At 61.6% G+C, this 23,557-nt stretch carries 21 protein-coding genes; 3 read left to right on the top strand and 18 right to left on the bottom strand.

Annotation, left to right across the window (positions count from 1 at the left end; genetic code table 11):
- Positions 1-206 precede the first annotated feature (206 nt).
- Together ACR0FE_RS19225 and ACR0FE_RS19220 are read left to right on the top strand one after the other, a co-directional pair.
- Positions 207-677 (top strand): rhodanese-like domain-containing protein, encoded by a 471-nt coding sequence (locus ACR0FE_RS19225; RefSeq protein ID WP_480914690.1) that lies wholly within the window; start codon positions 207-209, stop codon positions 675-677.
- Positions 677-1,492: a CE1 family esterase gene (locus tag ACR0FE_RS19220; protein WP_480914689.1), complete on the top strand. Its 816-nt coding sequence runs from the start codon at positions 677-679 to the stop codon at positions 1,490-1,492. Before ACR0FE_RS19225 ends, ACR0FE_RS19220 begins: the two co-directional genes overlap by 1 nt.
- On the opposite strand, the gene mdoH is transcribed toward ACR0FE_RS19220, so the two are convergent.
- The 13 genes from mdoH to cbiE all read right to left on the bottom strand — a co-directional run bounded on the left by mdoH (position 1,493) and on the right by cbiE (position 16,303).
- Entirely contained in the window at positions 1,493-3,364 is a 1,872-nt protein-coding gene (gene mdoH / locus ACR0FE_RS19215) for a glucans biosynthesis glucosyltransferase MdoH (protein ID WP_480914740.1), read from the bottom strand.
- The gene (locus tag ACR0FE_RS19210; protein WP_480914688.1) at positions 3,361-4,860 is read right to left on the bottom strand and encodes an OpgD/OpgG family glucan biosynthesis protein; all 1,500 of its coding nucleotides are present in this window, start codon (positions 4,858-4,860) and stop codon (positions 3,361-3,363) included. The genes mdoH and ACR0FE_RS19210 overlap by 4 nt, the downstream gene beginning before the upstream one ends.
- Entirely contained in the window at positions 4,857-6,074 is a 1,218-nt protein-coding gene (locus ACR0FE_RS19205) for an OpgC family protein (RefSeq protein WP_480914687.1), read from the bottom strand. The genes ACR0FE_RS19210 and ACR0FE_RS19205 overlap by 4 nt, the downstream gene beginning before the upstream one ends.
- Positions 6,075-6,106: 32 nt before the next feature.
- Complete coding sequence (locus ACR0FE_RS19200) at positions 6,107-7,477, bottom strand: tetratricopeptide repeat protein (protein ID WP_480914685.1); 1,371 nt, start codon at positions 7,475-7,477, stop codon at positions 6,107-6,109.
- A gap of 180 nt (positions 7,478-7,657) precedes the next feature.
- Positions 7,658-8,842, bottom strand: a complete 1,185-nt coding sequence (locus ACR0FE_RS19195; RefSeq protein ID WP_480914683.1) for a CaiB/BaiF CoA transferase family protein — start codon at positions 8,840-8,842, stop codon at positions 7,658-7,660.
- Complete coding sequence (locus tag ACR0FE_RS19190) at positions 8,829-10,448, bottom strand: thiamine pyrophosphate-binding protein (protein ID WP_480914681.1); 1,620 nt, start codon at positions 10,446-10,448, stop codon at positions 8,829-8,831. The genes ACR0FE_RS19195 and ACR0FE_RS19190 overlap by 14 nt, the downstream gene beginning before the upstream one ends.
- A gap of 79 nt (positions 10,449-10,527) precedes the next feature.
- Positions 10,528-10,992 carry a DUF302 domain-containing protein gene (locus ACR0FE_RS19185; RefSeq protein WP_480914680.1) on the bottom strand — a complete coding sequence of 155 codons (465 nt, stop codon included), beginning with the start codon at positions 10,990-10,992 and terminating at the stop codon, positions 10,528-10,530.
- Positions 10,993-11,177: 185 nt separating this feature from the next.
- Entirely contained in the window at positions 11,178-11,921 is a 744-nt protein-coding gene (cobF, locus tag ACR0FE_RS19180) for a precorrin-6A synthase (deacetylating) (RefSeq protein WP_480914678.1), read from the bottom strand.
- The gene (gene cobA / locus ACR0FE_RS19175; protein ID WP_170816726.1) at positions 11,914-12,642 is read right to left on the bottom strand and encodes a uroporphyrinogen-III C-methyltransferase; all 729 of its coding nucleotides are present in this window, start codon (positions 12,640-12,642) and stop codon (positions 11,914-11,916) included. Before cobA ends, cobF begins: the two co-directional genes overlap by 8 nt.
- The gene (locus ACR0FE_RS19170) at positions 12,639-13,955 is read right to left on the bottom strand and encodes a cobyrinic acid a,c-diamide synthase CobB (protein ID WP_480914676.1); all 1,317 of its coding nucleotides are present in this window, start codon (positions 13,953-13,955) and stop codon (positions 12,639-12,641) included. Before ACR0FE_RS19170 ends, cobA begins: the two co-directional genes overlap by 4 nt.
- Complete coding sequence (gene cobM / locus ACR0FE_RS19165; protein WP_480914674.1) at positions 13,948-14,742, bottom strand: precorrin-4 C(11)-methyltransferase; 795 nt, start codon at positions 14,740-14,742, stop codon at positions 13,948-13,950. The genes ACR0FE_RS19170 and cobM overlap by 8 nt, the downstream gene beginning before the upstream one ends.
- Complete coding sequence (locus ACR0FE_RS19160) at positions 14,739-15,107, bottom strand: cobalamin biosynthesis protein (RefSeq protein ID WP_480914738.1); 369 nt, start codon at positions 15,105-15,107, stop codon at positions 14,739-14,741. The genes cobM and ACR0FE_RS19160 overlap by 4 nt, the downstream gene beginning before the upstream one ends.
- Entirely contained in the window at positions 15,104-16,303 is a 1,200-nt protein-coding gene (cbiE, locus tag ACR0FE_RS19155; RefSeq protein ID WP_480914673.1) for a precorrin-6y C5,15-methyltransferase (decarboxylating) subunit CbiE, read from the bottom strand. Before cbiE ends, ACR0FE_RS19160 begins: the two co-directional genes overlap by 4 nt.
- Here cbiE and ACR0FE_RS19150 point away from each other — a divergent pair.
- A complete protein-coding gene (locus tag ACR0FE_RS19150; protein ID WP_480914671.1) occupies positions 16,302-17,033 on the top strand; it encodes a cobalt-precorrin-6A reductase in 732 nt (243 codons plus the stop codon). The genes cbiE and ACR0FE_RS19150 overlap by 2 nt on opposite strands.
- Here ACR0FE_RS19150 and cobJ read toward each other — a convergent pair.
- The 5 genes from cobJ to cobN are packed head-to-tail and all read right to left on the bottom strand — an operon-like array spanning position 17,024 to position 23,556.
- Positions 17,024-17,788 carry a precorrin-3B C(17)-methyltransferase gene (gene cobJ, locus ACR0FE_RS19145; protein ID WP_480914669.1) on the bottom strand — a complete coding sequence of 255 codons (765 nt, stop codon included), beginning with the start codon at positions 17,786-17,788 and terminating at the stop codon, positions 17,024-17,026. The two genes, ACR0FE_RS19150 and cobJ, sit on opposite strands and share 10 nt — an antisense overlap.
- Positions 17,785-18,513, bottom strand: a complete 729-nt coding sequence (locus ACR0FE_RS19140; RefSeq protein ID WP_480914668.1) for a precorrin-2 C(20)-methyltransferase — start codon at positions 18,511-18,513, stop codon at positions 17,785-17,787. Before ACR0FE_RS19140 ends, cobJ begins: the two co-directional genes overlap by 4 nt.
- Positions 18,510-19,139, bottom strand: coding sequence for a precorrin-8X methylmutase (locus tag ACR0FE_RS19135; RefSeq protein WP_170609609.1), 630 nt, complete (start codon positions 19,137-19,139; stop codon positions 18,510-18,512). Before ACR0FE_RS19135 ends, ACR0FE_RS19140 begins: the two co-directional genes overlap by 4 nt.
- Positions 19,139-20,266 (bottom strand): precorrin-3B synthase, encoded by a 1,128-nt coding sequence (gene cobG / locus ACR0FE_RS19130; protein ID WP_480914665.1) that lies wholly within the window; start codon positions 20,264-20,266, stop codon positions 19,139-19,141. The genes ACR0FE_RS19135 and cobG overlap by 1 nt, the downstream gene beginning before the upstream one ends.
- On the bottom strand, positions 20,263-23,556 hold the full coding sequence (gene cobN / locus ACR0FE_RS19125) for a cobaltochelatase subunit CobN (protein ID WP_480914664.1): 3,294 nt from the start codon (positions 23,554-23,556) through the stop codon (positions 20,263-20,265). Before cobN ends, cobG begins: the two co-directional genes overlap by 4 nt.
- Between the last annotated feature and the right edge of the window lies 1 nt (position 23,557).

Raw genomic sequence — 23,557 nt, 5'->3', positions numbered from 1 at the left:
TGGGCGGTCAAAGTGGTATTGATTTTGTAAGGATAATTCTCTGACTGTCCAGCGATTGCAAGATTATGCGCCCGTTTCGGCGTGAAGGGCGCGCGGATTTTCCTTTGGGGCGAAAATGACGCGAACTTGATCCGGCCGATGCCAATTCGACGCGGCAATGTGCTTCGCCCTGTGATAAAACCGATTTGTCGGCATGGGAGCGCGGCGTGGCAGAAAAAGTGAACCTAACGCGAAGGCGGGTAGTTTTGGGTGTTGGTGCCGCCATCGCCGCCGGCTTTGCGATACGGCAGTACCGTCTGATTCCACAGGATTATTCCGGTGGACGGGTTCAGGTCGCCGGCGCGTATCAACAGGCAGTTTCGGGGGACATCCTGCTGGTGGATATCCGCACCCCCCGGGAATGGCGCGCAACCGGGATTGGCAGGGGCGCGCATCCGCTTGATATGCGCCGCGAGGACTTCGTGCAGGCGCTCACGCAGCTTGCAGATGGCGATCGGTCTGCACCTGTTGCACTGATCTGCGCCCGTGGCGTCCGGTCGGCGCGGCTGAGCAATCAACTGACGGCTGCCGGTTTTACCAATATTATCGACGTCCCCGAAGGCATGCTGGGCTCGGCCGCCGGACCGGGTTGGCTGCGCGCAGGGCTGCCGGTCGAAGCTTACAAAGAGGACATTTGATGAAAGCGAAATTCTGGCTGGCGCTGAGCCTTTCATTCGCCGGACAAACGGCTTTGGCCACTTGTGCCGAATCTGAAGGTACGTGCGAGACCCCGTCCGGCGAATACCACATCGAATTGCCAAAGGCCGAAAACCCGGCGCTGGTCGTGTTCCTGCATGGCTATGGCGGCAGCGGCAGCGGTACGATGAAGAACCGCAATATGGTTGATCCGCTGCTCGCGCGTGGCTATGCGGTGATGGCACCCGAAGGGGCAATGAGCAACGGGCGCAAAAGCTGGAACTTCTATCCCGGCTGGGAGGGGCGGGACGATACCGCCTTTCTGACCGAAGTGGTGCAGGACGCAGCCGACCGATTTGGCATCGACAGCGACCGGGTTGTGCTGGGCGGGTTTTCCGCAGGCGGGTTCATGGTGAACTATCTGGCCTGCGATGCACCAGAGACGTTTTCGGCCTATGTGCCCGTGTCAGGAGGCTTTTGGCGGCCAAATCCCGAAAGCTGCGCAGGGCCGGTCAAGCTGTTTCACACCCATGGCTGGGCAGACAATGTAGTCCCGTTGGAGGGGCGCATACTGGGTGGGGGCCGGTTCCATCAGGGGGATATCTTTGCAGGATTTGAAATCTGGCGTGAAGCCAATGAATGCCCGGATACCAAACCATCCGGGTTTTCGATCACGGGCAATTTCATGCGCCGAAACTGGACAGGCTGCGCCGAAAACAGCGCGCTGGAGTTTGCGCTGTTTCCTGGTGGTCACGGTGTTCCCAAAGGGTGGGCGGACATGATGGTGGACTGGTACGAAGGCCTGCCCGGAAGCTGATCATTCCGCCGGGGTCATCGTCCCCTTGCCCTCGATCAGGCGTTTCAGTTCGTCACGGTGGCGGCGGGCCGAACGGGTGATTGCGGGTTCGGCGAAGTCCTCGCGCATACCGACCATGCGCCGGGCCGTTCCTGCGGACACGCCGCTAAGCGCGGACAGCGGTATAGCCAGGGCCAGGCTGATGGCGATCGGGGCCAGCCAGACCGATACCAGCCCGGCCAGAATCCCAACGCTCAGTGCGATCCCGCTGATCGTTTCCAGAGCGTGGCATAGAACAAGGGTGCGCAGGCTATAGCTACCGCCGTCGCGGGCTTGCGGGGACCAACCTTTTTGGATGCCCAACGCTGTTCGGAAGACTGCGATCATCTGTTGTACCATCAGGATCGGGGCATAGAGGATCGACAGGATCACCTCGGACAGAAACGAGATGAAAAACCGCCGCCCGCCACCGAAATCGGAATAGCGAACACCGCTAAGGGGCAGGGCCACGACGCCCAGTACCTTGGGCGCCAGCAACATTGCATACATGACCAGAATGATCAGCACGTGGCGGGTTTCAGTCATTTCCGGCCATTGCGGAAATAGCGGGTTGTCTGGGCTGAAATAATGTAGAACCGACGCATCCTCGCCCTGACCGATCAGCGCCCACATGACCAGCAGCGCGAACCACAGCGGTGACATCAGATAGCCGACCGCACCATGAAACATGTGGAAGCGGGACACCGCGCGGAATCCGGCGGAGCCCAGCAGTTTCAGGTGCTGCAGGTTGCCCTGACACCAGCGGCGGTCGCGCATGGCGTGGTCAATCAGGGTGGGCGGTGTCTCTTCATACGATCCGCGAATACGCGGCAGGAATCGCACACCCCAGCCGGCGCGGCGCAGCAACCCGGCCTCGACAAAGTCGTGGCTCATGATCAGTTGGTCCTGCCCGCTGAAAGATCGCAGTTTGGGCAGCCCGGCGCAGCAGGCAAAGGCACGGGTACGAATGATGGCATTGTGGCCCCAGTAGTTGCCTTCCTGCCCGCACCAGCGGGCCAGACCTTCGGCAAAGGCAATGCCATAAACTCCGTTGGCGAATTGCTGCATCCGGGCAAAGACCGACTGCGCACCGATCAGTTGCGGATAACTCTGGATCAGGCCCGCGCCGGGATCACGCGCCAGAGAATCCGTCAGGCGGGCGATGGCGCGGCCGGTCATCAGACTGTCGGCATCCAGCACCAGCATCGCATCCCAGTCCGCGCCCCATCGACTGACCCAGTCGGCGATGTTGCCGACCTTGCGGTCGGTATTCTGTTCGCGGCGGCGGTAATACAACTCCAGCCCGGGTGCGAGCGAGGTTCGCAGCGCCTCGACGCTGGCCTGTTCCTGCGCGGCAATCTCGGGGTCGCGTGTGTCGGACAGGATGAACATGGCATAGTGATGCTGGCCGCCGCGCGCCCGCAATTCTTCCAGCATGGTCCGGGCATTGCCCAGAACGAACCACGGCACTTCGTTATAAACCGGCATCAACAACGCGACGCGCAGCGGGGTCGGGCGGGTCTGGTGTTTGGGCTGCTCCTGCCGCGCAAGCGACGCCATGCCCAGAAGAACGGTGCAGACCGTGAACGAGATCCAGAAGAAATTGAACGAGATCAGCGTCAGCAGAATGCCCTCGATCAGGTTGATCCCTTCGGCTCCGAACCAGTCGGACATCACCCACAACAGGCCCAGCGTTGCGGCCATCGCGGGTGAAAAAGCCAAGGCGCGCCAGAACCCGGCAGACGGATTGTCCGTCCGGGAAGGAACCTGTGCGTCACGGAACCCGGCGCTGAAATCCTGCGCCGGCATGGCCAAAAGCGCCTCGGGGGGCATGATATGCAGATCGCGGTTCATATGGTCCATCTGTACAGCCAGACCTCGGAGGCCGGTTGTTTTCCGACAAGCAACTGCGCGCGCAGTTCGACATGATCCCGTTCGGCGGGTTCAAATGAAAATGCCAACCGCATTCCGCCGGTATCCGGGTTGCGTTGCAACACACCGTCCGAGGTTTCGGCATGAGGCGAATCCACAAAGATCGAAATCGTCTCGAGGTCGTCGAACAAATCGCTGGCCTCAAAGTCGATGACGGCCAGACGCCCTTCGCCGAACGTGTTTTCGCCCATTGCCGTGTTGATTACGCTGGCCATCGGCGTACGCTGAGGATTGTCGCCCCAGATCAGGCGGTAGGATATATCGATCTGGCTGCCCGCAGCATACGGGGCAGCCGGTCGCCAATAGGCAACGATGTTGTCGTAGATTTCCTGATCGGCAGGAATTTCGACCAGCGTGACCGAGCCTTTGCCCCAGTCGCCTTTGGGTTCGACCCAAAGGCCGGGGCGTTTGTGATAGTTCGCTTCAAGATCAGCGTAATCCGAGAACTCACGCTTCCGTTGCATCAGGCCAAACCCGACCGGGTTGGTGTCGACGAAGGAAGAAATCTGCAACCGCGTCGGGTTGGCCAGCGGCCGCCACAGCACTTCACCCGCGCCGTTGCGCACCATCAGCCCGTCGCTGTCATGCACGGCGGGGCGGAAATCGTCGAAGCGGCTGTGATTGGTCTGATCGAACAGGAACATCGAGGTTCCGGGCGCGATGCCCACATGGGTCAGATCCTCGCGCGGGAACAGGGTCGCCTCGACCTCCATCACGCAATCCGCGCCTGCGGTGACATCAAAGCGGTACGCGCCGGTTACGCTGGGGCTGTCCATCAGCGCATGGACGATCATGTTGCGTTGCCCCGGCGCGGGGCGCTCCAGCCAGAAACGGATGAATTCGGGGAATTCCTCGCCATCCGGGTCGCCGGTCTTCAGCGCCAGCCCGCGGGCTGACAGGCCATAAACTTCGTGCAGGCCAATGGCGCGGAAATAGCTGGCACCCTGCCAGACGCAGAATTCATCGGTTTTACCGGGGCGGTGCATCTCGGTGCGCAGGCGCAGACCGGAGAATCCCAGAGTGTCGTCCACGGGCAGGTGTGGCACGTCTTCGGATTTGTCGAACATCGCCAGATCGAACGCGACCGGTGTCGTCATGCCGTTTTCAACGGTCGAGACCTGAACAGTGCGCGGGAAATAAAGGCCCGGGGTAAAGAAATCGATGTTGAAGGGTGTCTCGGTCTCGTACCACAACGCCCGGTCCAGCCGGAACCGGATCGAGCGATACTGCTGATATGTCAGGTCCTGCCATTCCTGCGGCACCATCTCGCGTTCCGCATAGGGGCGGCTGGCCAGATCGCGGGCAAGCTTAATCACATCATTGCGGTCAAACGGAACCTCACCGCCAGTCGCAAACGCGGATGGGGCAAATGCCAGTGCCGTCGATAAGGTCAGAAATGCGCGGCGTGTAAGAATCATTTCTTAGATTTCCATGGTTGCGATTTGAACCATGCGGCCAGATAGGCCACACCGATGATCATGGCAAAGCCAATTATGTTGGCGGCAAAGACAGCGGCGGAATCCCGCCCGGTCTGGTCCAGTCCAACGCCGATAAGTCGTGCCGCTGCCATCGAAAATACGAACACTGCCAGCGATTGCTGACCCACCTTGGTGATGACGGTCAGCAGCCATTGCCAGATCCGCGCCGTCACGCCGTGTCCCGAGGCGATCAGGCGATGCCCGTGTTCCCCGGCGGCGACCCAGCCCAGATAGGCCAGCGACAGGAAATGGAGATAACGGAACAGACCGAATTCCGTCTTGCTCCGCAATTCCTCGGTTAGGGGCCAGGCCTTTCGGATCAGCGCGCCCAGTTCCGGTGCTGCGGAATTCACCCAAAGGAACACCTTCCACGAGCCGAAGGGCGCGGACAAGATCAGGAACAGCGCCGCGATCCAGATCAGTGTTTTCGACACAGGCGGCGCGGGAATCCAGCCGCGCATGAATGCAAAACCGGTAAAGAACAGCAATTGCCAGCCAAATGGGTTGAAGAACCACTGGCGGTCCGACCACGGCTCGGCGGGCAGGGCCAGCACTCCGAACTGGGCGACAAGCCAGATCGCGATCGAGGTTGCCGCAACCGCCCAGAAACCGATCCGGGACAGGCCCATGAACAAGGGCATCATCGCAAGAACCACCAGATACATCGGCAGGATGTCGAAATAGTTCGGTACATAGGTGAGTGTGAAAATCCCGACCATCTGCGGCGCAGGATCGTTGAAGAAATGCTGCAGGTTCAGAGACGAGACATAGGTTTTCTCGAACGTGCCGGTTTGGTCCAGTGCGGCCATGGTCATGGCGACAAAGAAAAACAGGCCGATATGTGCCCAATAGACCTGCCAGATGCGGAAGGCGACCCGGGCGGTGCCCAGCCACCAGCCTTTGCGCAGAAAGGCCCCGCCAAAGGCAATCGCCGAGGCCATGCCGGAACAGAACACAAAAATCTCTGTCGCATCCGAGAAGCCGAAGCGTGCCGGAATCCATTTGGCCCACGGATCGTTCGGGATATGCGCGATCAGAATGATGAACATCGCGATGCCGCGATAGAAATCCAGCCGCGGATCGCGCGTGCTGGCAGAGGTCGCAGCCGAAGCTGCAACCGATGCAAAATCAGTAGCGGGCGAAACAGTCGCCATACGTTCTCTGTCCTTCCTGGTCTTTTTTATTGTTATTCGGCGGGCACGCTTTGCATGTCACCGCTGTCGCGTGCCGCTGCGATCAGTGCCCGACGCGCGAGGGCATAGTTGTCCTCGCCTCCGGCCCGCTTGGCACGACGGTCGTCAAGAATGTGCTCAACCTCATCCAGACGTCCGGCGCGCAGGCCGGAATCGATTGTAATACGTTCAAAAACATCACGTTGCGCATGGCTGCCACCTGCCAGTTGCATTGATCCGCGCGCGGTACACAGATGGTCAAAGGCGGTGCCATGCTGGCCGTCGGCGAATGCCTCAAGACCCAGTGCCGCGGCTACGCCGGGATCGGCCATGCGGCGGGTAGTGTCATCCTTGGCGCGTTTTGCGTCTTGCTGGATGCGGTTCAGCATCTTTGCCGTGGCGTCTGCGCGGTTGTCGCCGGTCAGCGCCAGAAGATAATGCAGGTCCGCGAAAATCAAACAGCCATCTTCGGTTCGCGCGGCGGACAAATCGGCCAGTTCTTCCCAACGATTTCCGACATTTACACCCTCAAGTTCCAACCGCATCAGCAACGAGGTTCCGTTCGAGATGTCTCGGTAATCGTCGGTCTTGTCTTGGCGGATGTGGTGATCATACAGCTCCATCACCTGATCGATCTGACCCAGATCAAGATGCATCAGCGCCTTGTGCCACCACACGTGATAGCGGAAGTTGTTGCAGTGCGACCAGGCGTTTTCGCGACCGGCCAGCCAGTCCAGACCCAGCTGCGCGTTACCGGTCATCTCATGCACATGCGCGACCGCATGCAGCCCCCATGCGTCGTCCGAAACCATCCACAGTGCCTGACGGCCCGCGATTTCGGCCTTTTCATAGGCACCGGTTTCCTCGAGCGCGAACGAGTGGCAGCCCAGCAGGTATCCGCGCCCTGGATGATCCGGCGCATAAGCGGGCAGGATGCGTTCGATCGACCGGCGCATGCCCGGGGCATCGCCCAGCACAAATCGGGTCGCGTGGCTGAGTTTCATGGCCAGCGTATCCTGCGGATGGTCGCGCAGCACCGCTTCGAACTTCTGAACCGCCTGCTCCAACTGACCGGCCAGATAAAGCGCCAGTGCATCGACATAAAGACGTTCGCGGGCCGAGATCGGCTGCCGCGCCATTGCGGCATTTGCAGCCGTCAGCGCTTCGACTGCGACAGGCATCATTTCACGCCGGCCCAGCAACGCCATGAACAAACCTTTGATGGCATGACCCAGCGCAAAATCCGGCTCAAGCTCCAGCACTTTGCCCAAGTGTTGGGGCGTGACCGCTGAATGCGCCACGAACCCAAGCAGAACACCATTCCACGCTTCGACGCTTGCCGGCTGGGCCAAAGTGTTCATTTGTCCAAAAACGTCTTGTTTCATACTTGGGTCCAATCTGATTGCGATATTTGACACTGTTCGATTTATCAGAGTGTGCCGACGGGACGTAACAGTATCGACCCAGCTCTCGAATTGGTGAAAGGCTGTGTGTGTAAAACGCGAAAAAAACCGCCGATTCAAGGGCATGTTTCAGCAACATGCCGCCGAAACGGGCACTGTGTTTCAATCGTCGAAGGGATTTTCGGCGCTCAGAACGGCCTGGGTATCGGCGCCAAATACTGGCGGAGCCGCACGATAGGTGACCGGCGTGCGCGAAAAATTGAGCGGATTTCCGATCAGTTGCACCGGCCCAGGTTGCGCTTGCATGGCGATCTGCATGTTGCGGGCCGCCGCCTGATCGGTGGCAAAAACCTGATCCAGTGTTTGTACCGGACCAACGGGAACTTTCAGGTTTTCCAGACCCGCGATCACCGTTGCGGTGTCCATGCCTTGCAGGGCAGGTCGCAGCATTGCGTTCAGAGCATCGCGGTTTTCAAGGCGGGCCGGGTTTGTTGCAAAACGGGGATCGTCGGCAAGGTCTTTGCGGTTTATGAAACGGCAGAATCTTTGAAACTGTGTGTCATTGCCAACCGCCAGAATGACGTGGCCATCTGACGTTTCATAGACGTCGTAGGGCACGATATTGGGATGCCCGTTACCCCGCCGTTGCGGTACGTTGCCGGATGTCAGGTAGTTCACACCTTCGTTGATCAGCCACGCGATCTGCGTATCGACCAGCGCCAGATCGATCTGCTGTCCTTCGCCGGTCTGGTCGCGGTGCCGTAATGCCGCCAGTATGCCGACGGTGGCGTACATGCCGCACATCACGTCGGCAATGCCGACACCCACTTTCATCGGCGCGCCTTCGGGGTCGCCGGTCAGCGACATGATCCCGCCATAGCCCTGCGCCATCAGATCATAGCCGGGTTTGCTCGCATTTGGTCCGGTTTGCCCATATCCCGAGATCGAGCAGTACACGAGCCCCGGAAGCTCCTGCGACAGAGACACATAGTCCAGCCCGTATTTGGCCAGCCCGCCGGGTTTGAAATTTTCGATCAGGATATCGGCATGAGATGCCAGCCGTTTGATTTCGGCCTGACCCTTGGCGGTCGTGATGTCGATCGCCACGGATTTCTTGTTGCGGTTGGCTGCCATGAAATAAGCACTCAGGTCCGAGCGGTTTCCGTCCCCATCCTCGACATATGGCGGGCCCCACTGCCGTGTGTCGTCGCCACCCGTTGCCGGGTTTTCGATCTTGATGACACTGGCGCCCAAGTCGCCCAGCAATTGCGTGCAGGTCGGCCCGGCCAGAATACGGCTGAGATCCAGAACCTTGACGCCTTTCAGCGGCCCTTCAGATGCGGCCATCGTAACCTCCGCGCTCAATCTCAGCGGCGATGACCGTGAATGTGTCGGCTTTTACGGCGGCATCCAGTGCCGCGCGCAATTCGGCGCGATTGCGAACAGTGTGGCCATTGCCGCCAAAGGCGCGCCCCATGGCGGCAAAATCGTGGCGGTCGAAGTCAACGCCCCGGTTGCCCATCTGACGCTGGCGCTGCTTTAGCTCGATCAGCGCAAGGCTGGCATCGACAAAGACCAGAAAGATCGGATTGCCACCCACTTCAGCAGCCGTCGAAAGCTCACCGGCGACCATCAGGAACCCGGCATCGCCGGAAAAGCTGATCACGGGACGGTCCGGTTCTGCCAGTTTCAGGCCTATGGCCATCGGCACAGCGCAGCCCATGGTACACAGGGCCGAGGATTGTATCAGCCCGCGCGGCTCGGAACATTCCCACATCTGGCTGAGCAGGATGCGATGTGCGCCGCTGTCGGCCGTCGTCAGGGTTTCAGGTGGAAGCGCGGCGCGGGTCTCAGCGATAACTGCCGCGGGTCCCCAGTCGTCATCCATCGGGAACGCTTGCGCCAGCGCCGCTTTCACTTGTTCGGGCTCACCACCAGGCCACGTCGCGCGCGCGGGATTGCCCTTGGCGATGGCCTCCAGCGTGGCCGCTGTGTCGGCAACCAGATTGAGCCCGGCCTGATGCATGTAGTGATCGTTGACGACCGCCGAGATGTCGATCACGCGCTTTTCCTCGGGGTCCCAGATCTCGCGCCAGCCGGGGCGCATTTCGATTGGGTCATAACCCAGGCACAGGACCAGATCGGCCTGCTCCACCAATGGCACCAGATGCTTGTCCGCCAGCGGGGACAGCCCTGCAGCGCCCAGACACAGGGGATGATCCTCGGGCACCACGCCCTTGGCCTTGTAGGTGGTAACAAAGGGAATTCGGAAGTGCTCAAGAAAGGCCCGCACTACACAGCGCGAGTCGTCATAGAGGACATCGAGCCCGATGATGCCCAGCGGTCGCTCGGCGTCGGCGACCCAGCGCCGGGCCTTTTCAAGGCAGTTACCTTCGGGGGCAACGGCGGCGGGCTTGGTCAGCCGGCGCCGTTTCGTGTTGCTGACACGCGTATCGGCAACCGAGATCGGCACGTCGATATGCACGGGGCCAGGACGCGGCTGATTGGCAAGTGACACGGCCTTGTCCGCGACGATATCCGCGCCCTCGGCGGTCATTACAAACGTGCCCTTCGTGATCGAGCGGTAGACCCGGGAATGGTCCATAACCTGATGCGTATAGGTCAGCGCTTCGTCCGCGTCGACGCAGCCGGTCAGCACGATCATGGGAACCCGGTCCTGCAACGCGTTCGCCACCACGTTGATCCCGTTCATCGCACCGGGGCCTAATGTCGCCACCAGAATTGCAGGCGCACCATCGCGATGATGTACCGCCTCGGCCATAAAACCGGCCGAGTTTTCGTGTTTGGCCAGATGAAATGTGATACCCGCCCTCTCAAGCGCGTCGACCAGCGTCAGAACTTCTCCTCCAGGCATACCGAAAGCATGGCGACAACCGGCCTCGTACAGGCGTTGGGCCAGAATATCCGCCGCGCGGGGTGAAAGGTCCTGCATCCGTCATGCTCCGATACACAAGTTGCACAGCAGATTGCGGAGGACGCCGTCGGACGCAAGGCAGATCACGGCAGTGTGACTATTTGACTGCCGCTTCGGCCACGGCCTGAAACTTTTCGTCCAATTCCGTGGCAATTTCGCTCAGCTTTGCGCCACCTTCTGAGGCATAAGGAGCAAACACAAATCCGGGCGTTTTATAGGACAGGGTGGCAGTTCCGTCTTCGTTTTCGGTCACGTAAAACCTGATCGGCGCCTCGATCATCGCGTTGGTCGATGTTTCCAAAACACGCACAGCAAAATCGTTGTTGAATGCGCCGATCACCAGGTTGCCGGGAATGGTGATCCCGCGCGCAGCGGCGACCTTTGTTGGCCCGGCTTGCGTCACCACGATCAGCCCATTTTCCTTGATCGCTGTTTTGGTGGCGTCCACCAGGTCCTCATATGACTTGTCAGTCACGTAAACCGCCCAGCCTTCGGGGATGTCGGAATCATCAGCCCAAACGGGATAGGCCAGCAGACAGAACAGGACCCGGAGCAATCTCATAACATTGCCTCATTTGGTGTGGACGACCTTGTGATGCCAGAAATTCAGCACCGACGCATTCACATTCTTGTGGGGTGGAACGTCGGAGGAGTGCGCCGTCCATCAGACGTTCGATTGAGCCATGAGGCTTTTCGCATCGAAGCTTCCCGCCTGATAGACAAATTCACCTGCTATGCCACTTTGCGTCAAACCGCGCGCTTTTTCAGCAGATAGATATCCATGATCCAGCCATGCTCGGCTCGTGCGCTGGCGCGAGTCTCCAGAATCTCCTGCGCCACCTCAGAGAGTTGGCCATGGATCAGCAGCTCTTCCTTCATGCCGACGAACGCGCCCCACCAGATGTCATAATCCTTCATCTCCAGAGACTGGAACGAACATTCACCATCCAGCATGACCGCCACCTTGGTCGCGGCTTCGGGCCAGCCCTGTTCGCGAAGCCTTCGGCCAGTCGTGACAACATAAGGCGCGCCAATATCGTTGACAGGAATTCCGTGTGCTGCTGTCAGCGCCTGCAAAGCGGTGATGCCGGGGATTACCCGTTTTCGTGGCGGCGGGGTCAGTCGCGCGGCAATTCGCAAAGAACTGTCGTATAGTGACGGATCACCCCAGATCAGTAGCGCCACATTCCGGGCCTCTGGATCAGCCTCCATCGCCTCCTGCCAACGCAGGGCGATGGCGTCGTGCCACTCATCAACTCCGCGCAGATAGCCGTCCTCGGCCCGGCGTTCGGGAATGTCAAAATAAGCGATCCGGGGCGGGATATCTGTCACCTGCGCGATGATCTCTTCACGCAGTCCTGCCAGATCGGCCTTGTTCTCGCCCTTGCGCGGGATCAGGATCAGATCGGCCGCACGGATTGCCTTTGCCCCCTGAAAAGTCACGTGATCCGGGTTGCCCGTGCCAATGCCGATCAGGGACAGCTCATACATTGTCAAACTCCGCCAGCGGGCCATACAGGATCAGGGCAGGGGCTGTGCCGATTTCGGATTGCAACTGTTCCGCCAAAGCGCCGATGGTGGCACGGCGAAGCTTCTGGTCGGGGGTCGAGACGGACTCGGCCATCAATGCCGGAGTATCCAGCGGCAAGCCATGGGAGTGAAGTGCCTCGACTAGCAAGGGGAAGGTGCGTTTGCCCATGAAAACCACTGTTGTCGCGGAAGGGTCCGCCAGTGCGGGCAGATTCAGATCTTCCGGTAACTGGCCGCTGACATCGTGTCCGGTCACAAATTGCACGCGGCGGGCAGTCAGACGACGGGTCAACGGGATGCCCGCTGCCGCCGCGGCCGCAACGGCTGACGGAATGCCGGGAATGATTTCATAGTCGATACCAGCATCCCGCAACGCGACAAGCTCTTCTTCCAGACGACCGAACAAGCCGCCATCACCGGATTTCAGGCGCACGACATGCTGGCCAGTACGGGCATAGTCCACCAGCAATCGGCTGACATGATCCTGTTTCGGCGACGGGCGGCCGGCCCGTTTGCCTACCCCGACCAGATCGGCATCATCGCGCGCATGGGACAGGATTGGGCCACTGCTGAGATCGTCAAACAGCACCGCGTCCGCCTTTTGCAACCGATTCACCGCCTTGAGCGTCATCAACTCGGGATCGCCAGGGCCAGAGCCGATGAAGGAAACAAAACCGCTCATGCCGAGGCCTCGGCTATCAGATGAAAGAAGGTGCCTGTCACGTGTCCGCGTACCGATCCGGTCTGCGGTCCTTCGGTGCCTTCTGCGTCAAACACGCGCGCCAAAGGGGGGTCTGGCTGTTCGACAATCGACGAATAATGAAACTCATGCCCACGCAATGCCGTACCGGCGGCAAGTCCCGGCATCGGCGACAGCAATTCCGCCCGACGATAGCCCAGATTGAATTTGCGTTTTTCGTAAGATGTCACCAGACCCAGCAATCCGGCCATCCGGTGCCGGGTGCCGTCCTTGTCGATCAACCCCTCGCCCAAGGCCATGTAGCCCCCACATTCCCCGTGAACGGGCTTTGTATCGGCATGTTTGCGCAGCCCGGACAGGAACGTATCAGCCGCCGCCAGCGTTCCGGCGTGCAGTTCCGGATACCCGCCGGGCAGCCACACAAGATCAGCATCCGCGGCCGGAGCTTCGTTCGCCAGTGGCGAAAATGGCAGAACTTCAGCCCCTGCTGCGCGCCACCCTTCCAGCAGATGCGGGTAGGTGAACGAAAACGCCGCATCCTGTGCCAATGCGATCCGTTGCGCCGGAGGGCGCGGCAGCGCGGCTGACGATGGCCCCTTGGGGCCTGAGGAGGCCGCAGCCTTGATCGCCTCAAGGTCCACATGTTCACGCAGAAATGCTGCATACCCGGCAATGGCACTTTCCAGATCCGGGTGTTCGACTGCCTGAATCAGGCCAAGATGGCGTTCAGGCAGGGTCAGATCACCGCGCCGCGGCAGGACGCCCAGCACCGGCAGACCCGCGCGTTCCATCCCCAGACGGGTCAGGCGTTCATGCCGTGGGCTGGCACAGCGGTTCAGGATTACTCCGGCAAAGGGCAGGTCCGGATTGTACATTCGGAACCCAAGTGCTGTCGCCGCCGCAGATTGCGCCTGACCGCCTACATCCAGCACCAGTACAACGGGCCAGCCCATGCGCTGCGCTGTCTCAGCGCTGGACCCGTGCCCGAGTTCTCCGGGTTTTGCGACGCCATCGAACAGGCCCATCGAGCCTTCGGCCACAACGATATCCGCGCCTTCGGCCTGGGCTGAAATCGCGTTTAGCAAGGTGTCGCCCATCGCCCAACTGTCCAGATTGAACGAGGCCCGCCCGGCTGCCGCCCGATGAAACGCCGGGTCGATATAATCCGGCCCGCTTTTGAACGGCTGAACTGACAAACCATCTTCGGCCAGCGCACGCAAAAGGCCCAGCATGACTGTTGTCTTGCCGGTTCCCGAAGAAGGGGCGGAAATCAGCAATCCCGGGGGGTTAGTCATCGCCGTGGCTCCAGCTCGACCAGGGGCTTTCCGCATTTTGCGGGCGGTAGCGACGATCATAGGTCTTTGAATACAGGCAACTTTCGTCAAATCCTTCACCCGTCAATGCAGGACCGACGAGGATTAGCGCGGTACGCGAAATGCTCTCGTCCAGCGACTCTTTCAATGTTTTCAACGTCGCGCGGATGATCCTCTCATTCGGCCAGCTTGCCCTGTACACGACGGCGACCGGACAATTCGCGCCATAGGCCGGTGTAAGGTCGGCGATCACCTTGTCCAGATTGCCAATCGACAGGTGGATGGCAAGTGTTGCGCCGGTGCGGGCAAAGTTTTCCAGCGTCTCGCCTTCGGGCATGGACGATGCGCGGCCCGGTGTACGGGTCAAAACAACAGATTGTGCCAGTCCGGGCAGGGTTAGTTCCGTGCCAAGCGCCGCGGCGGCCGCAGCGAAGGACGGAACGCCGGGGGTGACGCTGACCGGGATGCCCATCTGTTTCAGGCGCCGGATCTGTTCGCCCATTGCCGACCAGACCGACAGGTCGCCGGAATGCAGCCGCGCCACGTCGTGACCAGCCTGATGCGCGGTCTCGATCTCCGCCATGATCTGATCCAGATCCATCGGTGCGGTGTTCACGATCTTCGCGCCTTCGGGGCAATGACCCAGAATTTCTTCCGGCACCAGTGATCCGGCGTACAGGCATACCGGGCAGGACGCGATGATATCGCGCCCGCGCAGCGTCAGCAGGTCGGCGGCGCCCGGTCCGGCGCCAATGAAATGAACGGTCATGTTTGTCCTCCGATGGCGACGGCGCAGGTCGCAAGCCGGTCGTCCGAAATCAGTCTGGGTGAGAGAAGCCGCGCCCCGGAACCGGCGGCGGCAAGGGCGGATGCTTCGGCCACGCTGCCGGTGCCATAAGTGGCCCGGCTGCGGTTCGAGCAGGTGAGGGTCCGCTGCCCGGCCAGATCGGCGGGCGCGATGAAATGCAGAGGCAAGGCCAGCTTTTGGGCAAAATCAGTCAGGGCAGGGTGGCCTTGCTTGTCGGCAACAGTGGCCAGCGCATCCACACGATGCCCGGATGCGGCAGCCTTGAACGCCGCCTGCAAACTGTCCGCCGTGGCGGAGGACGAAAAGCCTAGGCCCGCGACGATCATAGTGTCACGCTCCATTGCACGACCGGATAAGCGGCCTTCCAGCCGCGACGCGGGCCAAGCGGTACCGCATGAGACAGGTCAATGCGCAACAGGTCGCCGCCGAGTTCCTCGTGCCATTGGGCCAGCAATGTCTCGCTTTCCAGTGTGACCGCATTGGCCACCAATCGCGTACCTTGGGGCAAATTGCTCCGCAGCCATTCCAGCAGGTCAACGCTCAGCCCGCCGCCAATGAAAACAACGTCAGGCGGGGTCAAGCCACCCAGCGCCTCGGGGGCCGTACCGTGAACCACATTCAGCCGGTCCTGCCCCAGTGTATCGGCATTCCGGCGGATACGCTCGGCCCGGTCGGCGCGAGGCTCGATCGTGGTCGCGGTCAGGCTGGGGTCGCACATCAGCCACTCGATACTGATCGAGCCTGTGCCGCCACCGATATCCCACAGATGTTCGCCGCGTTGTGGGGCCAGCGCAGACAGGGTCAGCGCGCGGATGGGGCGCTTGGTGATCTGCCCGTCGGTTTCGAATATCTCATCCGGCTTGCCCGAGGCTTTGGGCAGGGCGCGGCCCGCACCCGCGACGTCAAGTCCGACGCAAACCGGGTGCTCGAAGGTTCCCAGAAGCGCCTCGGTCAGCGAGACACTGCGGGCCCGTTCACGCGGGCCGCCAAGCGCCTCCATCACGTGCAGTTGCGTGTCGGCAAAGCCGGTCTCGGTCAGGTAATTGGCCAATTCGGCCACCGCCGCGCCATTGCGCAGCAGCAGGATTGCACGCAATCCCGGGGACAGATGCGGGCGCAAGCGGGTCAGAGGGGCGGCATGCAACCCGAAGGTCAAAGTGCTTTCCAAGGGCCAGCCCAGCCGCGCGGCAGCCAGGGAAAAGGTCGACTGACCCGGCAGGGCCAACCACTCACCGGGATCGAAATTGCGCGCGATCACCGACCCGGCACCGAACCAGAACGGATCACCCGAGGCCAGTACCACGGTGGCGCGACCGCGCAGCCCGGTCAGAATGGGCAAACCATCGGCAAATGGCACGGGCCACGCGATCCGCTCGGCCCCGTTTTCGGGAACCAGCGCCAGATGGCGCGGTGGCCCCATGACGACTTCGGCGCGGTCCAGCACTTGACGGCTTGCAGGTGACAGGCCATCCAGTCCATCTTCGCCCAGTCCAAGAACGGTCAGCCACGGAGCTTCATGCATGTCCCACCTCCTGATCCTTGGCGGCACGACCGAGGCCAACGCGTTGGCCAAGGCGGTTGCCGACCGGGGCATAGCTGCAACCTACTCCTACGCAGGCCGGGTGGACAATCCGCGACCGCAGCCGTTGCCGGTCCGTGTTGGCGGGTTTGGCGGGGCGGAAGGGCTGGCGCGTTACATTCGTGATCACGGCGTCAGCCATGTAGTTGATGCCACCCATCCCTTTGCCGCGCAGATGAGCCGGAATGCGGTTCAGGCATGTGATGAAACAGGTATTCCGCTGGCCGCGCTGACCAGGCCAGCCTGGACCCCGCAGAACGGAGATTGCTGGACACACGTGGCGGACATCGCCGCGGCGGTGGATGCCCTGTCCGGGGCGTCTCAGCGCGTTTTTCTTGCGGTTGGCCGGATGCATCTCGGGGATTTCGCCGCCCAGCCCCAGCATCATTACCTGTTGCGGCTGGTGGATAAGCCCGAATCCCTGCCGTTGCCGGATTGCGACGTCGTCGTTTCCCGCGGACCGTTTACGGTTGAATATGACCGGGCGCTGATGGCGCAGCACGGCACAGAACTGGTGGTGTCCAAGAACGCGGGCGGAACCGGCGCACGGGCCAAACTGGACGCCGCGCGGGCGCTGGGCCTGCCGGTGCTGATGATCGACCGTCCGGTCCTGCCGCAGCGAACCGAATTGTCGAATGTTGCAGACGTTCTGGACTGGCTGGGTCATTCCTGATCCCTGGCCTGAGTAAACCTTGGAGTGTAGACAATTGGCCCGCGGTCCCTGTCAATCACACGGGTCAGTGAAGATCCGACTATCACCACGGTCTGCATGTCGGCCATGTCAGGTGTCGCCTCGGCAAGGGTCGAGATGCGAATGGCCTCGTCGGGCCGCGTAACCGCTCGGGCGAACAGGATCAGCCGCTCTGGTTCGCATTCCTCGCGCAGGATTTCCAGTGTCTTTACAAAGCCTTCTGGACGGGACTTGGAGCGAGGGTTGTAAAACGCCATCGCGAAGTCCCCTTGCGCGGCCAGTCGCAGACGTTTTTCGACCAAAGGCCACGGCTTGAGATTGTCGCTGAGGTTGATGGCGCAGAAATCGTGACCCAGCGGCGCACCTGCGCGGGCCGAAGCAGCCAGCATCGCCGTAATCCCGGGCAGCACCTCAATCGGAATTTCACGCCATTCCGAGGGGCCGTTTTCCAATGCCTCGAACACGGCGGCGGCCATGGCAAAGACACCCGGATCGCCCGAGGACACAACCACCACGCGCTTGCCCTCTGACGCCATCTGCAACGCGTGCCGCGACCTGTCGATCTCGACCCGGTTGTCGCTTGCGTGCAGCGTCAGGCCGGTGCGCTCTGCCACCCGTGCGACGTAGGGAATGTACCCGACAACGTCGGTCGCTTGGGCCAATGCAGCCGAAACCTCGGGCGTGACCAGATCCTCATTGCCGGGGCCTAGCCCCGCGATTTTGACCCAGCCGCTCATGGACGACGACCCTGGCCATGGACAACGATGATCGAGAAATAGGGCGTGATCTTGCCGCACGCCTCGGACAGCTTCGTCACTGTTTGGTTCGGCATTTGCGCGTATTCAACGATCCAGGCACGGTCATAAAGCCCGGCTGTCTGCAATGCGCGTTTGACCTTGTCGATATTGCGGCCGATTTTCATCACCACCAGCGCATCCGTCTGGGCCATGCGCTGGGCCAGATCGTCCTCGGGCAGGGTGCCGACCAGTACTGTCAGCACGTCATCGCCCCAGGTGATCGGATCGCCGGTTGCGGTCCACGCGCCGGACATGCCGGTGATGGCAGGCACCACCTCGACCGGAGCGTTGTCGCGCAACCGGCTGTATAGATGCATGAAGGAGCCGTAAAAGAACGGGTCACCTTCGCACAGAACCACCACGTCTTCGCCGTTTTCAGACAGCGCCTTTAGATGCGCGGTGCAGTCTTCGTAGAACTCAGACATCAATTCGTTGTAGCGCGGGTCCGTGACGGGAATTTCCGTGGTGACGGGGTATTCCATCGGGAATTCAACTGCCCCTTCCGGGATCATCCCGTTTACGATCTTGCGGGCCTGACCGCTGCGGCCCGGCTTGCGGAAAAAGGCGACGTGTTTTGCGTTGCGCAGCAGGCGATCCGCCCGAACGCTCATCAGGTCGGGATCGCCGGGGCCAAGGCCCACACCGTATATTGTGCCCATCTTCATTCCGCCCGGCTTGCGATGGCGTTGATCGCTGCCACGGTAATGGCGCTGCCGCCCAGCCTGCCTTTGACGATGCAGGACGGCACGGGCTGCGCTTCCCATAAGGCGTCCTTGGATTCCATCGCGCCGACGAACCCCACGGGGCAGCCGATGATGGCGGCGGGACGGGGGCAGCCGGGGTCTTCCAGCATGTTGAGCAGATGAAAAAGGGCGGTAGGCGCGTTGCCGATGGCGACCAGAGCGCCTTCCAGATGAGGGCGCCACAATTCCAGCGCGGCGGCGGACCGGGTGTTGCTCATCTCGGCGGCCAGCGGGCGCACGCGTTCGTCATGCAGGGTGCAGATCACCTGGTTGTCGGCGGGCAGGCGAAAACGGGTCACGCCTTCGCTGACCATGCGCGCGTCACACAGGATTGGGGCGCCGCTTTCCAGCGCCGTGCGGGCCGCGGTCACAAATCCCGGCGAGAAATGCACGAACTCTTCCAGCCCCACCATTCCGGCGGCATGGATCATGCGAACGGCGACCTGTTCCTCGTCGGCGTCGAACCGGGCCAGATCTGCCTCAGAGCGGATGGTGGCAAAGCTTTCCTTGTAGATCGCCGCACCATCGGTTTCGTATTCATAGGGCATCAGGTCAGGTCCATAGTCATGAGTGTTTCGGGGCTCAGCCCGCGCTGGCTGGGCTCATCCCCCGCGCGGCCCTGATTTACAAGATCAAATCGGCCGTTCCGGCCAATCAAAGTGACGTCGGCCGGGCCCATTCGGGCACATCCCTTGGAGCAACCGGACACGTGCAGTGTGCCGGCCACGCGCGGGGCCAGGGCACGGGCAATGTCGCGGGTTTCTGCCTGCGCCTGAGGGCAGAATGGCGCACCGGGGCAGGCATCTGTGGTCATGAGTGGGTCGGCGTCATCGGTGACAAAGTCTGCAGCAGGTATCGACGCCCCGCCTTCCAGCAGGATCAGCCGCCAAGGTGTGACACGCAGAGCAGTCGCGCCAGTCACCGCGATCAGTTCGGCAAGTGGCTGGGCGGGCAGTTGCCCGAACGCCGCGCCATAGAATGTACCCAGATCGTGAGTGCCAGGCTGAAGCGGTTCGCCAGTTGGGGCAGGGTTGCTGCCCTGCCACTCCTGCGGCAGGCCTAGTGCTGCCACGACCCGCGCCATGCGGCGATTTTCCGGGGTGAAGTTCCTTGAGAACCATTGTGCCAACGCGATCAATTGGTCGATCGCTTTGGCCTCGGTGACACGTCGCCCGGTGTCAGACCCGTCCGCGCGCAGGATCAGGCCGTCAGGACCGGTTTCCAGCCGGATATCCGCTGAATCCGCTGCAAGCAGACGGTTCGGGCCGGTGTCGATGGCAAAGCCGAACTTGGCGGGCAAGTCGGGCAATTCACCCAGCCGGTCAGTCAACTCCGTAGTCAGACGGCTGGTCAGATCGCCGGTTTGATACAGCGGCGAGACGAGTATGTTGCGCCGCACCTCAATGCCGGGCTCTGCATCCAGCAAGTCCAGTGCAGAGAGTTTTTGAAGCAGAGGCTGGTGATCAGCTTCGCTCACGCCGCGCAATTGCAGGTTGGCCCGGTTGGTCAGATCGATGGTGCCGTTGCCGAATTGCCCTGCCAGCTCGCACAGGCCCAATGCCTGTTTGGCATCCAGCCGCGCCAGCCTAGGGCGCACACGAACGACCAGCCCGTCGCCGGACATCATCGGTCGATGCGCGCCGGGGCACCAGCCTTGTACGATCGGTGCGCTCATCTCAGACCCTCCAGATCGGCCCGGATCGAGTTCCGGCGCGTGTTCCAAAGCCCGGCCTCCAGCAGCGCGCGGAACCGGTCCTGCATGGCCTGATGCGCTTGCGGGTTGGCCTGTTGCAGGAACGCGTCCACCTCGACATCGCCCAGCGTCGCGTCATGGTAGAGGTCAAAAAGATGTGGCGCGACCGTACCGGACAGGTGGGCAAAAGAAGCCATGTGATCCAGCGTCGCCGCGATCTCGGCCGCCCCGCGGAAACCGTGGCGCTGCATCCCCGCGATCCAGGCGGGATTGGCGGCCCGGGCATGGACGACGCGGCTGATTTCTTCCGGCAGGGTGCGGGCGCGGGGTTTATCCGGATTGGTGTTGTCGAGGTGATAGAGTTGCACCTCGCCGCCGGTAATCTTCTTGGCCGCCGCGAAACCGGCCTCATGCGTGGCATAGTCGTTGGCCAGCAGCAGGTCGGTTTCGGTCAGGTCCTGAAGGTGCACGAAGCTGTCCGCATTGGCGACCTGCCGGGTAATGCCGTCGATATCCTGTGCGACGTGTTCGCCTTCCAGTGCGAATGAACTGGCCTGTAGCCAGGCCTCACCCGCCTGCGTGCGGGCCTCGTCGGTGTAGGTTTCCGACAAGTGTGTCATGTTCAGACCATAACTGCCCGGAGCCGGGCCAAAAACCCGAGGGTTCGGGGTCTGCCCCGCGAAAGGGTTCCAGTCCGGCGCTTCGTCCCGCTGGGACAGCGCCCGAACGGCTTGGCCAAATAGAGCGGAGAGCGTCGGGAATACATCCCGGAACAGGCCCGAAACACGCAGGGTCACGTCCAGACGTGGACGGCTGAGGTCGGTGATTGGAAGCACTTCGATGCCTGATACCCGCTCTGATCCCTTGTCCCAGACCGGTTTTACGCCCAGCAGGTGCAGCGCCATCGCGAATTCCTCGCCGGCCGTGCGCATGGTGGCAGACCCCCATAGATCGACGATCAGGCCTTTCGGATAATCGCCTTCCTCCTGCAGGTGCCGCCGAACCAGTTCCTCGGCCAGTTTCACGCCTTGTGAATAAGCCGCGCGGGTCGGGACCGACCGGGGATCAGTGGTGAAGAGGTTCCGCCCAGTGGGCAGCACATCCGACCGCCCGCGATAGGGCGAGCCGGACGGTCCAGCCTCAATTCGCTTTCCGGCCAGCGCGTCCAGCAAGGCGGTGCGTTCGGCGTGTGCAGATGGCGCGGGGTCGAAATTGCCGGTCACTTCAGGCACGCGGCCAAAGATGTGCAATCCGTCGCCAAACTGGCTTTCCTTGATGTCGCAGACAAAGCGGTCGATGCGGGTGATTGCCTCGGCGATACAGGTGGCCTGATCAAGACCAAGATCGCTTTCCAGACCGATGGCCTGCGCTTCCTGCCGGATATCTTCCTGCAAGCGGTCGCGTCGTTTTGGGTCAAGCCCGTCTGCGTTCGAGAATTCGTCCAGCAGCGATTCAAGCCGAACCATTCTGTCCGGCGTGCCGTTCTCCTTCATCGGGGGCGGGATGTGACCCAGCGTGACGGCCCCGATCCGGCGCTTGGCCTGTGCGGCTTCGCCTGGGTCGTTGACAATGAAGGGGTAGATCACCGGCAAATCACGGATCAGCGCCTCAGGCCAGCACTCGGCGGACAGGGCAACGGATTTTCCCGGCAGCCATTCCAGAGTGCCATGGGCGCCAATATGGATCAGTGCGTCGGCGTGCAGGCTTTTGCGCAGCCAAAGGTAAAACGCGACATAGCTGTGACGCGGTGTGCGCGAAAGGTCGTGATAGTCGTCATCGCGCAGTTCAGGCGTGCCACGTTCGGGTTGCAGCGCGACCAGCGCCTTGCCCCGGTGCAGCGCGGTAAAATGAAACGCGCCATCAACAAAGGTCGGATCATCCTCGGGCTTGCCCCAGACTGTTTGCAGGTCCGTATTCAGTTGATCTGGCAAGTGTGCAAGCGCGGCCAGGTAATCTTCGACCGACCAGGCAATCCGGGCGCCCAGCAATGTGTCGGCGATCGGTTCGGCAGGGGCTGTGTCATACCCGGCGCATTGCAAATCTGACAGCATCGCTTCGGCTGACGCCAGCGCATCAAGGCCCACCGCATGGGCCATCTGCCAGTCCTTGCCGGGATAGGTGGACAGGACCAGAACGGGCACCTGTTCCGCTTTGGGCCGGTCGTTCAGATTCAGCCAGCCGGTTACACGATCAATGATCGCTTCGATCCGTTCAGGTTCAGCGCGGTGGGCAAAGCGGGAATACTCCAGGTGCGGATCGCGTTTGCCCGGTTCCTTGAATGAAGCGATGCCCGCCGAGATCCGCCCATCCACTTCGGGCAGCACGACGTGCATGGCAAGGTCGGCGGGGGAAAGACCGCGTTCGGCCTCGGCCCACGCTTTGCGGCGTGAAGTTGCCAGAGCGACCTGGAAAACCGGCACACCCGCCGCGTCAAGCGGAGAGGTTCCCGACGCGCCTTTGCCGGAGAAGGATGTGGCATTGATGATCGCAGAAGGTTCCAGTGCAACGATGTTTCGGCGCAACCAATCGGCGGCGGCAGGTGCCTTGAGGGAAGGGGCGAACATGCCCATTGCCTCGAACCCACGCGCACGCAGGCTGTGGATCAGCGCGGCGACCGGGGCGGTGTCGGCGGAGGTCAGGTAGGCGCGATAGAAAGTGACAATGATGCGTTTCGCATCGTTCGTAAATGCGGCTTCGACCGGGGTTACGCCGCGGTCAGGGCACCATACACCGCATTCCGGAAGGGTTTTGGCCCCCAACACCGGTCCGGCATAAAGACCTGCCGCCAATGCCATCTGCGCCAAAGCGGCCTGCGCCGCGACCTCGCCGCCGGTGTCGCAGAGATGCGCCAGCCGCCGCAGGGTCGAGACGGGCAGGGTGGAATAGTCGTCCAGCCGGGTATCCTCACGCCCGTCGGCGGGCAGAACCGCCAGCGCGATGCCTTTGGCCTGCGCCAACGCAAGAACCTGTTGCAGCCCGTATGACCAGTAAGGCACCCCACCAATCAGGCGGATCAGGATACCTTTTGCACCGTCAAGCGTCTGTTCCACATATGTGTCAACGGACAGAGGGTGCTTCAGGGCCGTCAGATTGGCCAACCGCATCGTCGGCATTCGCCCTTCCGGCCCACCGCCGCGATGCCAGCCTGCCGCGAAAGCACCGAGATCGCTGTCCGAAAAGGACAACATCACCAGATCCGCCGGGCTCTGGCCCAGATCGGTCGGGGTCTCGGTTTCTTCAAGCCCGTGGCTTTCGCGGAAGACGACGTGCATG

This window comes from Ruegeria sp. K7 (genome assembly GCF_056531785.1).
This window is presented reverse-complemented; position numbering and strand designations above follow the sequence as displayed.

Excerpts from the sequence above, each read along its gene's own strand:
- ACR0FE_RS19220 (WP_480914689.1), top strand. The coding sequence starts at position 677 with ATGAAAGCGAAATTCTGGCTGGCGCTGAGCCTTTCATTCGCCGGACAA.
- mdoH (WP_480914740.1), bottom strand. The coding sequence starts at position 3,364 with ATGAACCGCGATCTGCATATCATGCCCCCCGAGGCGCTTTTGGCCATG.
- ACR0FE_RS19210 (WP_480914688.1), bottom strand. The coding sequence starts at position 4,860 with ATGATTCTTACACGCCGCGCATTTCTGACCTTATCGACGGCACTGGCA.
- ACR0FE_RS19205 (WP_480914687.1), bottom strand. The coding sequence starts at position 6,074 with ATGGCGACTGTTTCGCCCGCTACTGATTTTGCATCGGTTGCAGCTTCG.
- ACR0FE_RS19200 (WP_480914685.1), bottom strand. The coding sequence starts at position 7,477 with ATGAAACAAGACGTTTTTGGACAAATGAACACTTTGGCCCAGCCGGCA.
- ACR0FE_RS19195 (WP_480914683.1), bottom strand. The coding sequence starts at position 8,842 with ATGGCCGCATCTGAAGGGCCGCTGAAAGGCGTCAAGGTTCTGGATCTC.
- ACR0FE_RS19190 (WP_480914681.1), bottom strand. The coding sequence starts at position 10,448 with ATGCAGGACCTTTCACCCCGCGCGGCGGATATTCTGGCCCAACGCCTG.
- ACR0FE_RS19185 (WP_480914680.1), bottom strand. The coding sequence starts at position 10,992 with ATGAGATTGCTCCGGGTCCTGTTCTGTCTGCTGGCCTATCCCGTTTGG.
- cobF (WP_480914678.1), bottom strand. The coding sequence starts at position 11,921 with ATGTATGAGCTGTCCCTGATCGGCATTGGCACGGGCAACCCGGATCAC.
- cobA (WP_170816726.1), bottom strand. The coding sequence starts at position 12,642 with ATGAGCGGTTTTGTTTCCTTCATCGGCTCTGGCCCTGGCGATCCCGAG.
- ACR0FE_RS19170 (WP_480914676.1), bottom strand. The coding sequence starts at position 13,955 with ATGACTAACCCCCCGGGATTGCTGATTTCCGCCCCTTCTTCGGGAACC.
- cobM (WP_480914674.1), bottom strand. The coding sequence starts at position 14,742 with ATGACCGTTCATTTCATTGGCGCCGGACCGGGCGCCGCCGACCTGCTG.
- ACR0FE_RS19160 (WP_480914738.1), bottom strand. The coding sequence starts at position 15,107 with ATGATCGTCGCGGGCCTAGGCTTTTCGTCCTCCGCCACGGCGGACAGT.
- ACR0FE_RS19150 (WP_480914671.1), top strand. The coding sequence starts at position 16,302 with ATGTCCCACCTCCTGATCCTTGGCGGCACGACCGAGGCCAACGCGTTG.
- cbiE (WP_480914673.1), bottom strand. The coding sequence starts at position 16,303 with ATGCATGAAGCTCCGTGGCTGACCGTTCTTGGACTGGGCGAAGATGGA.
- cobJ (WP_480914669.1), bottom strand. The coding sequence starts at position 17,788 with ATGAGCGGCTGGGTCAAAATCGCGGGGCTAGGCCCCGGCAATGAGGAT.
- ACR0FE_RS19140 (WP_480914668.1), bottom strand. The coding sequence starts at position 18,513 with ATGAAGATGGGCACAATATACGGTGTGGGCCTTGGCCCCGGCGATCCC.
- ACR0FE_RS19135 (WP_170609609.1), bottom strand. The coding sequence starts at position 19,139 with ATGCCCTATGAATACGAAACCGATGGTGCGGCGATCTACAAGGAAAGC.
- cobG (WP_480914665.1), bottom strand. The coding sequence starts at position 20,266 with ATGAGCGCACCGATCGTACAAGGCTGGTGCCCCGGCGCGCATCGACCG.
- cobN (WP_480914664.1), bottom strand. The coding sequence starts at position 23,556 with ATGCACGTCGTCTTCCGCGAAAGCCACGGGCTTGAAGAAACCGAGACC.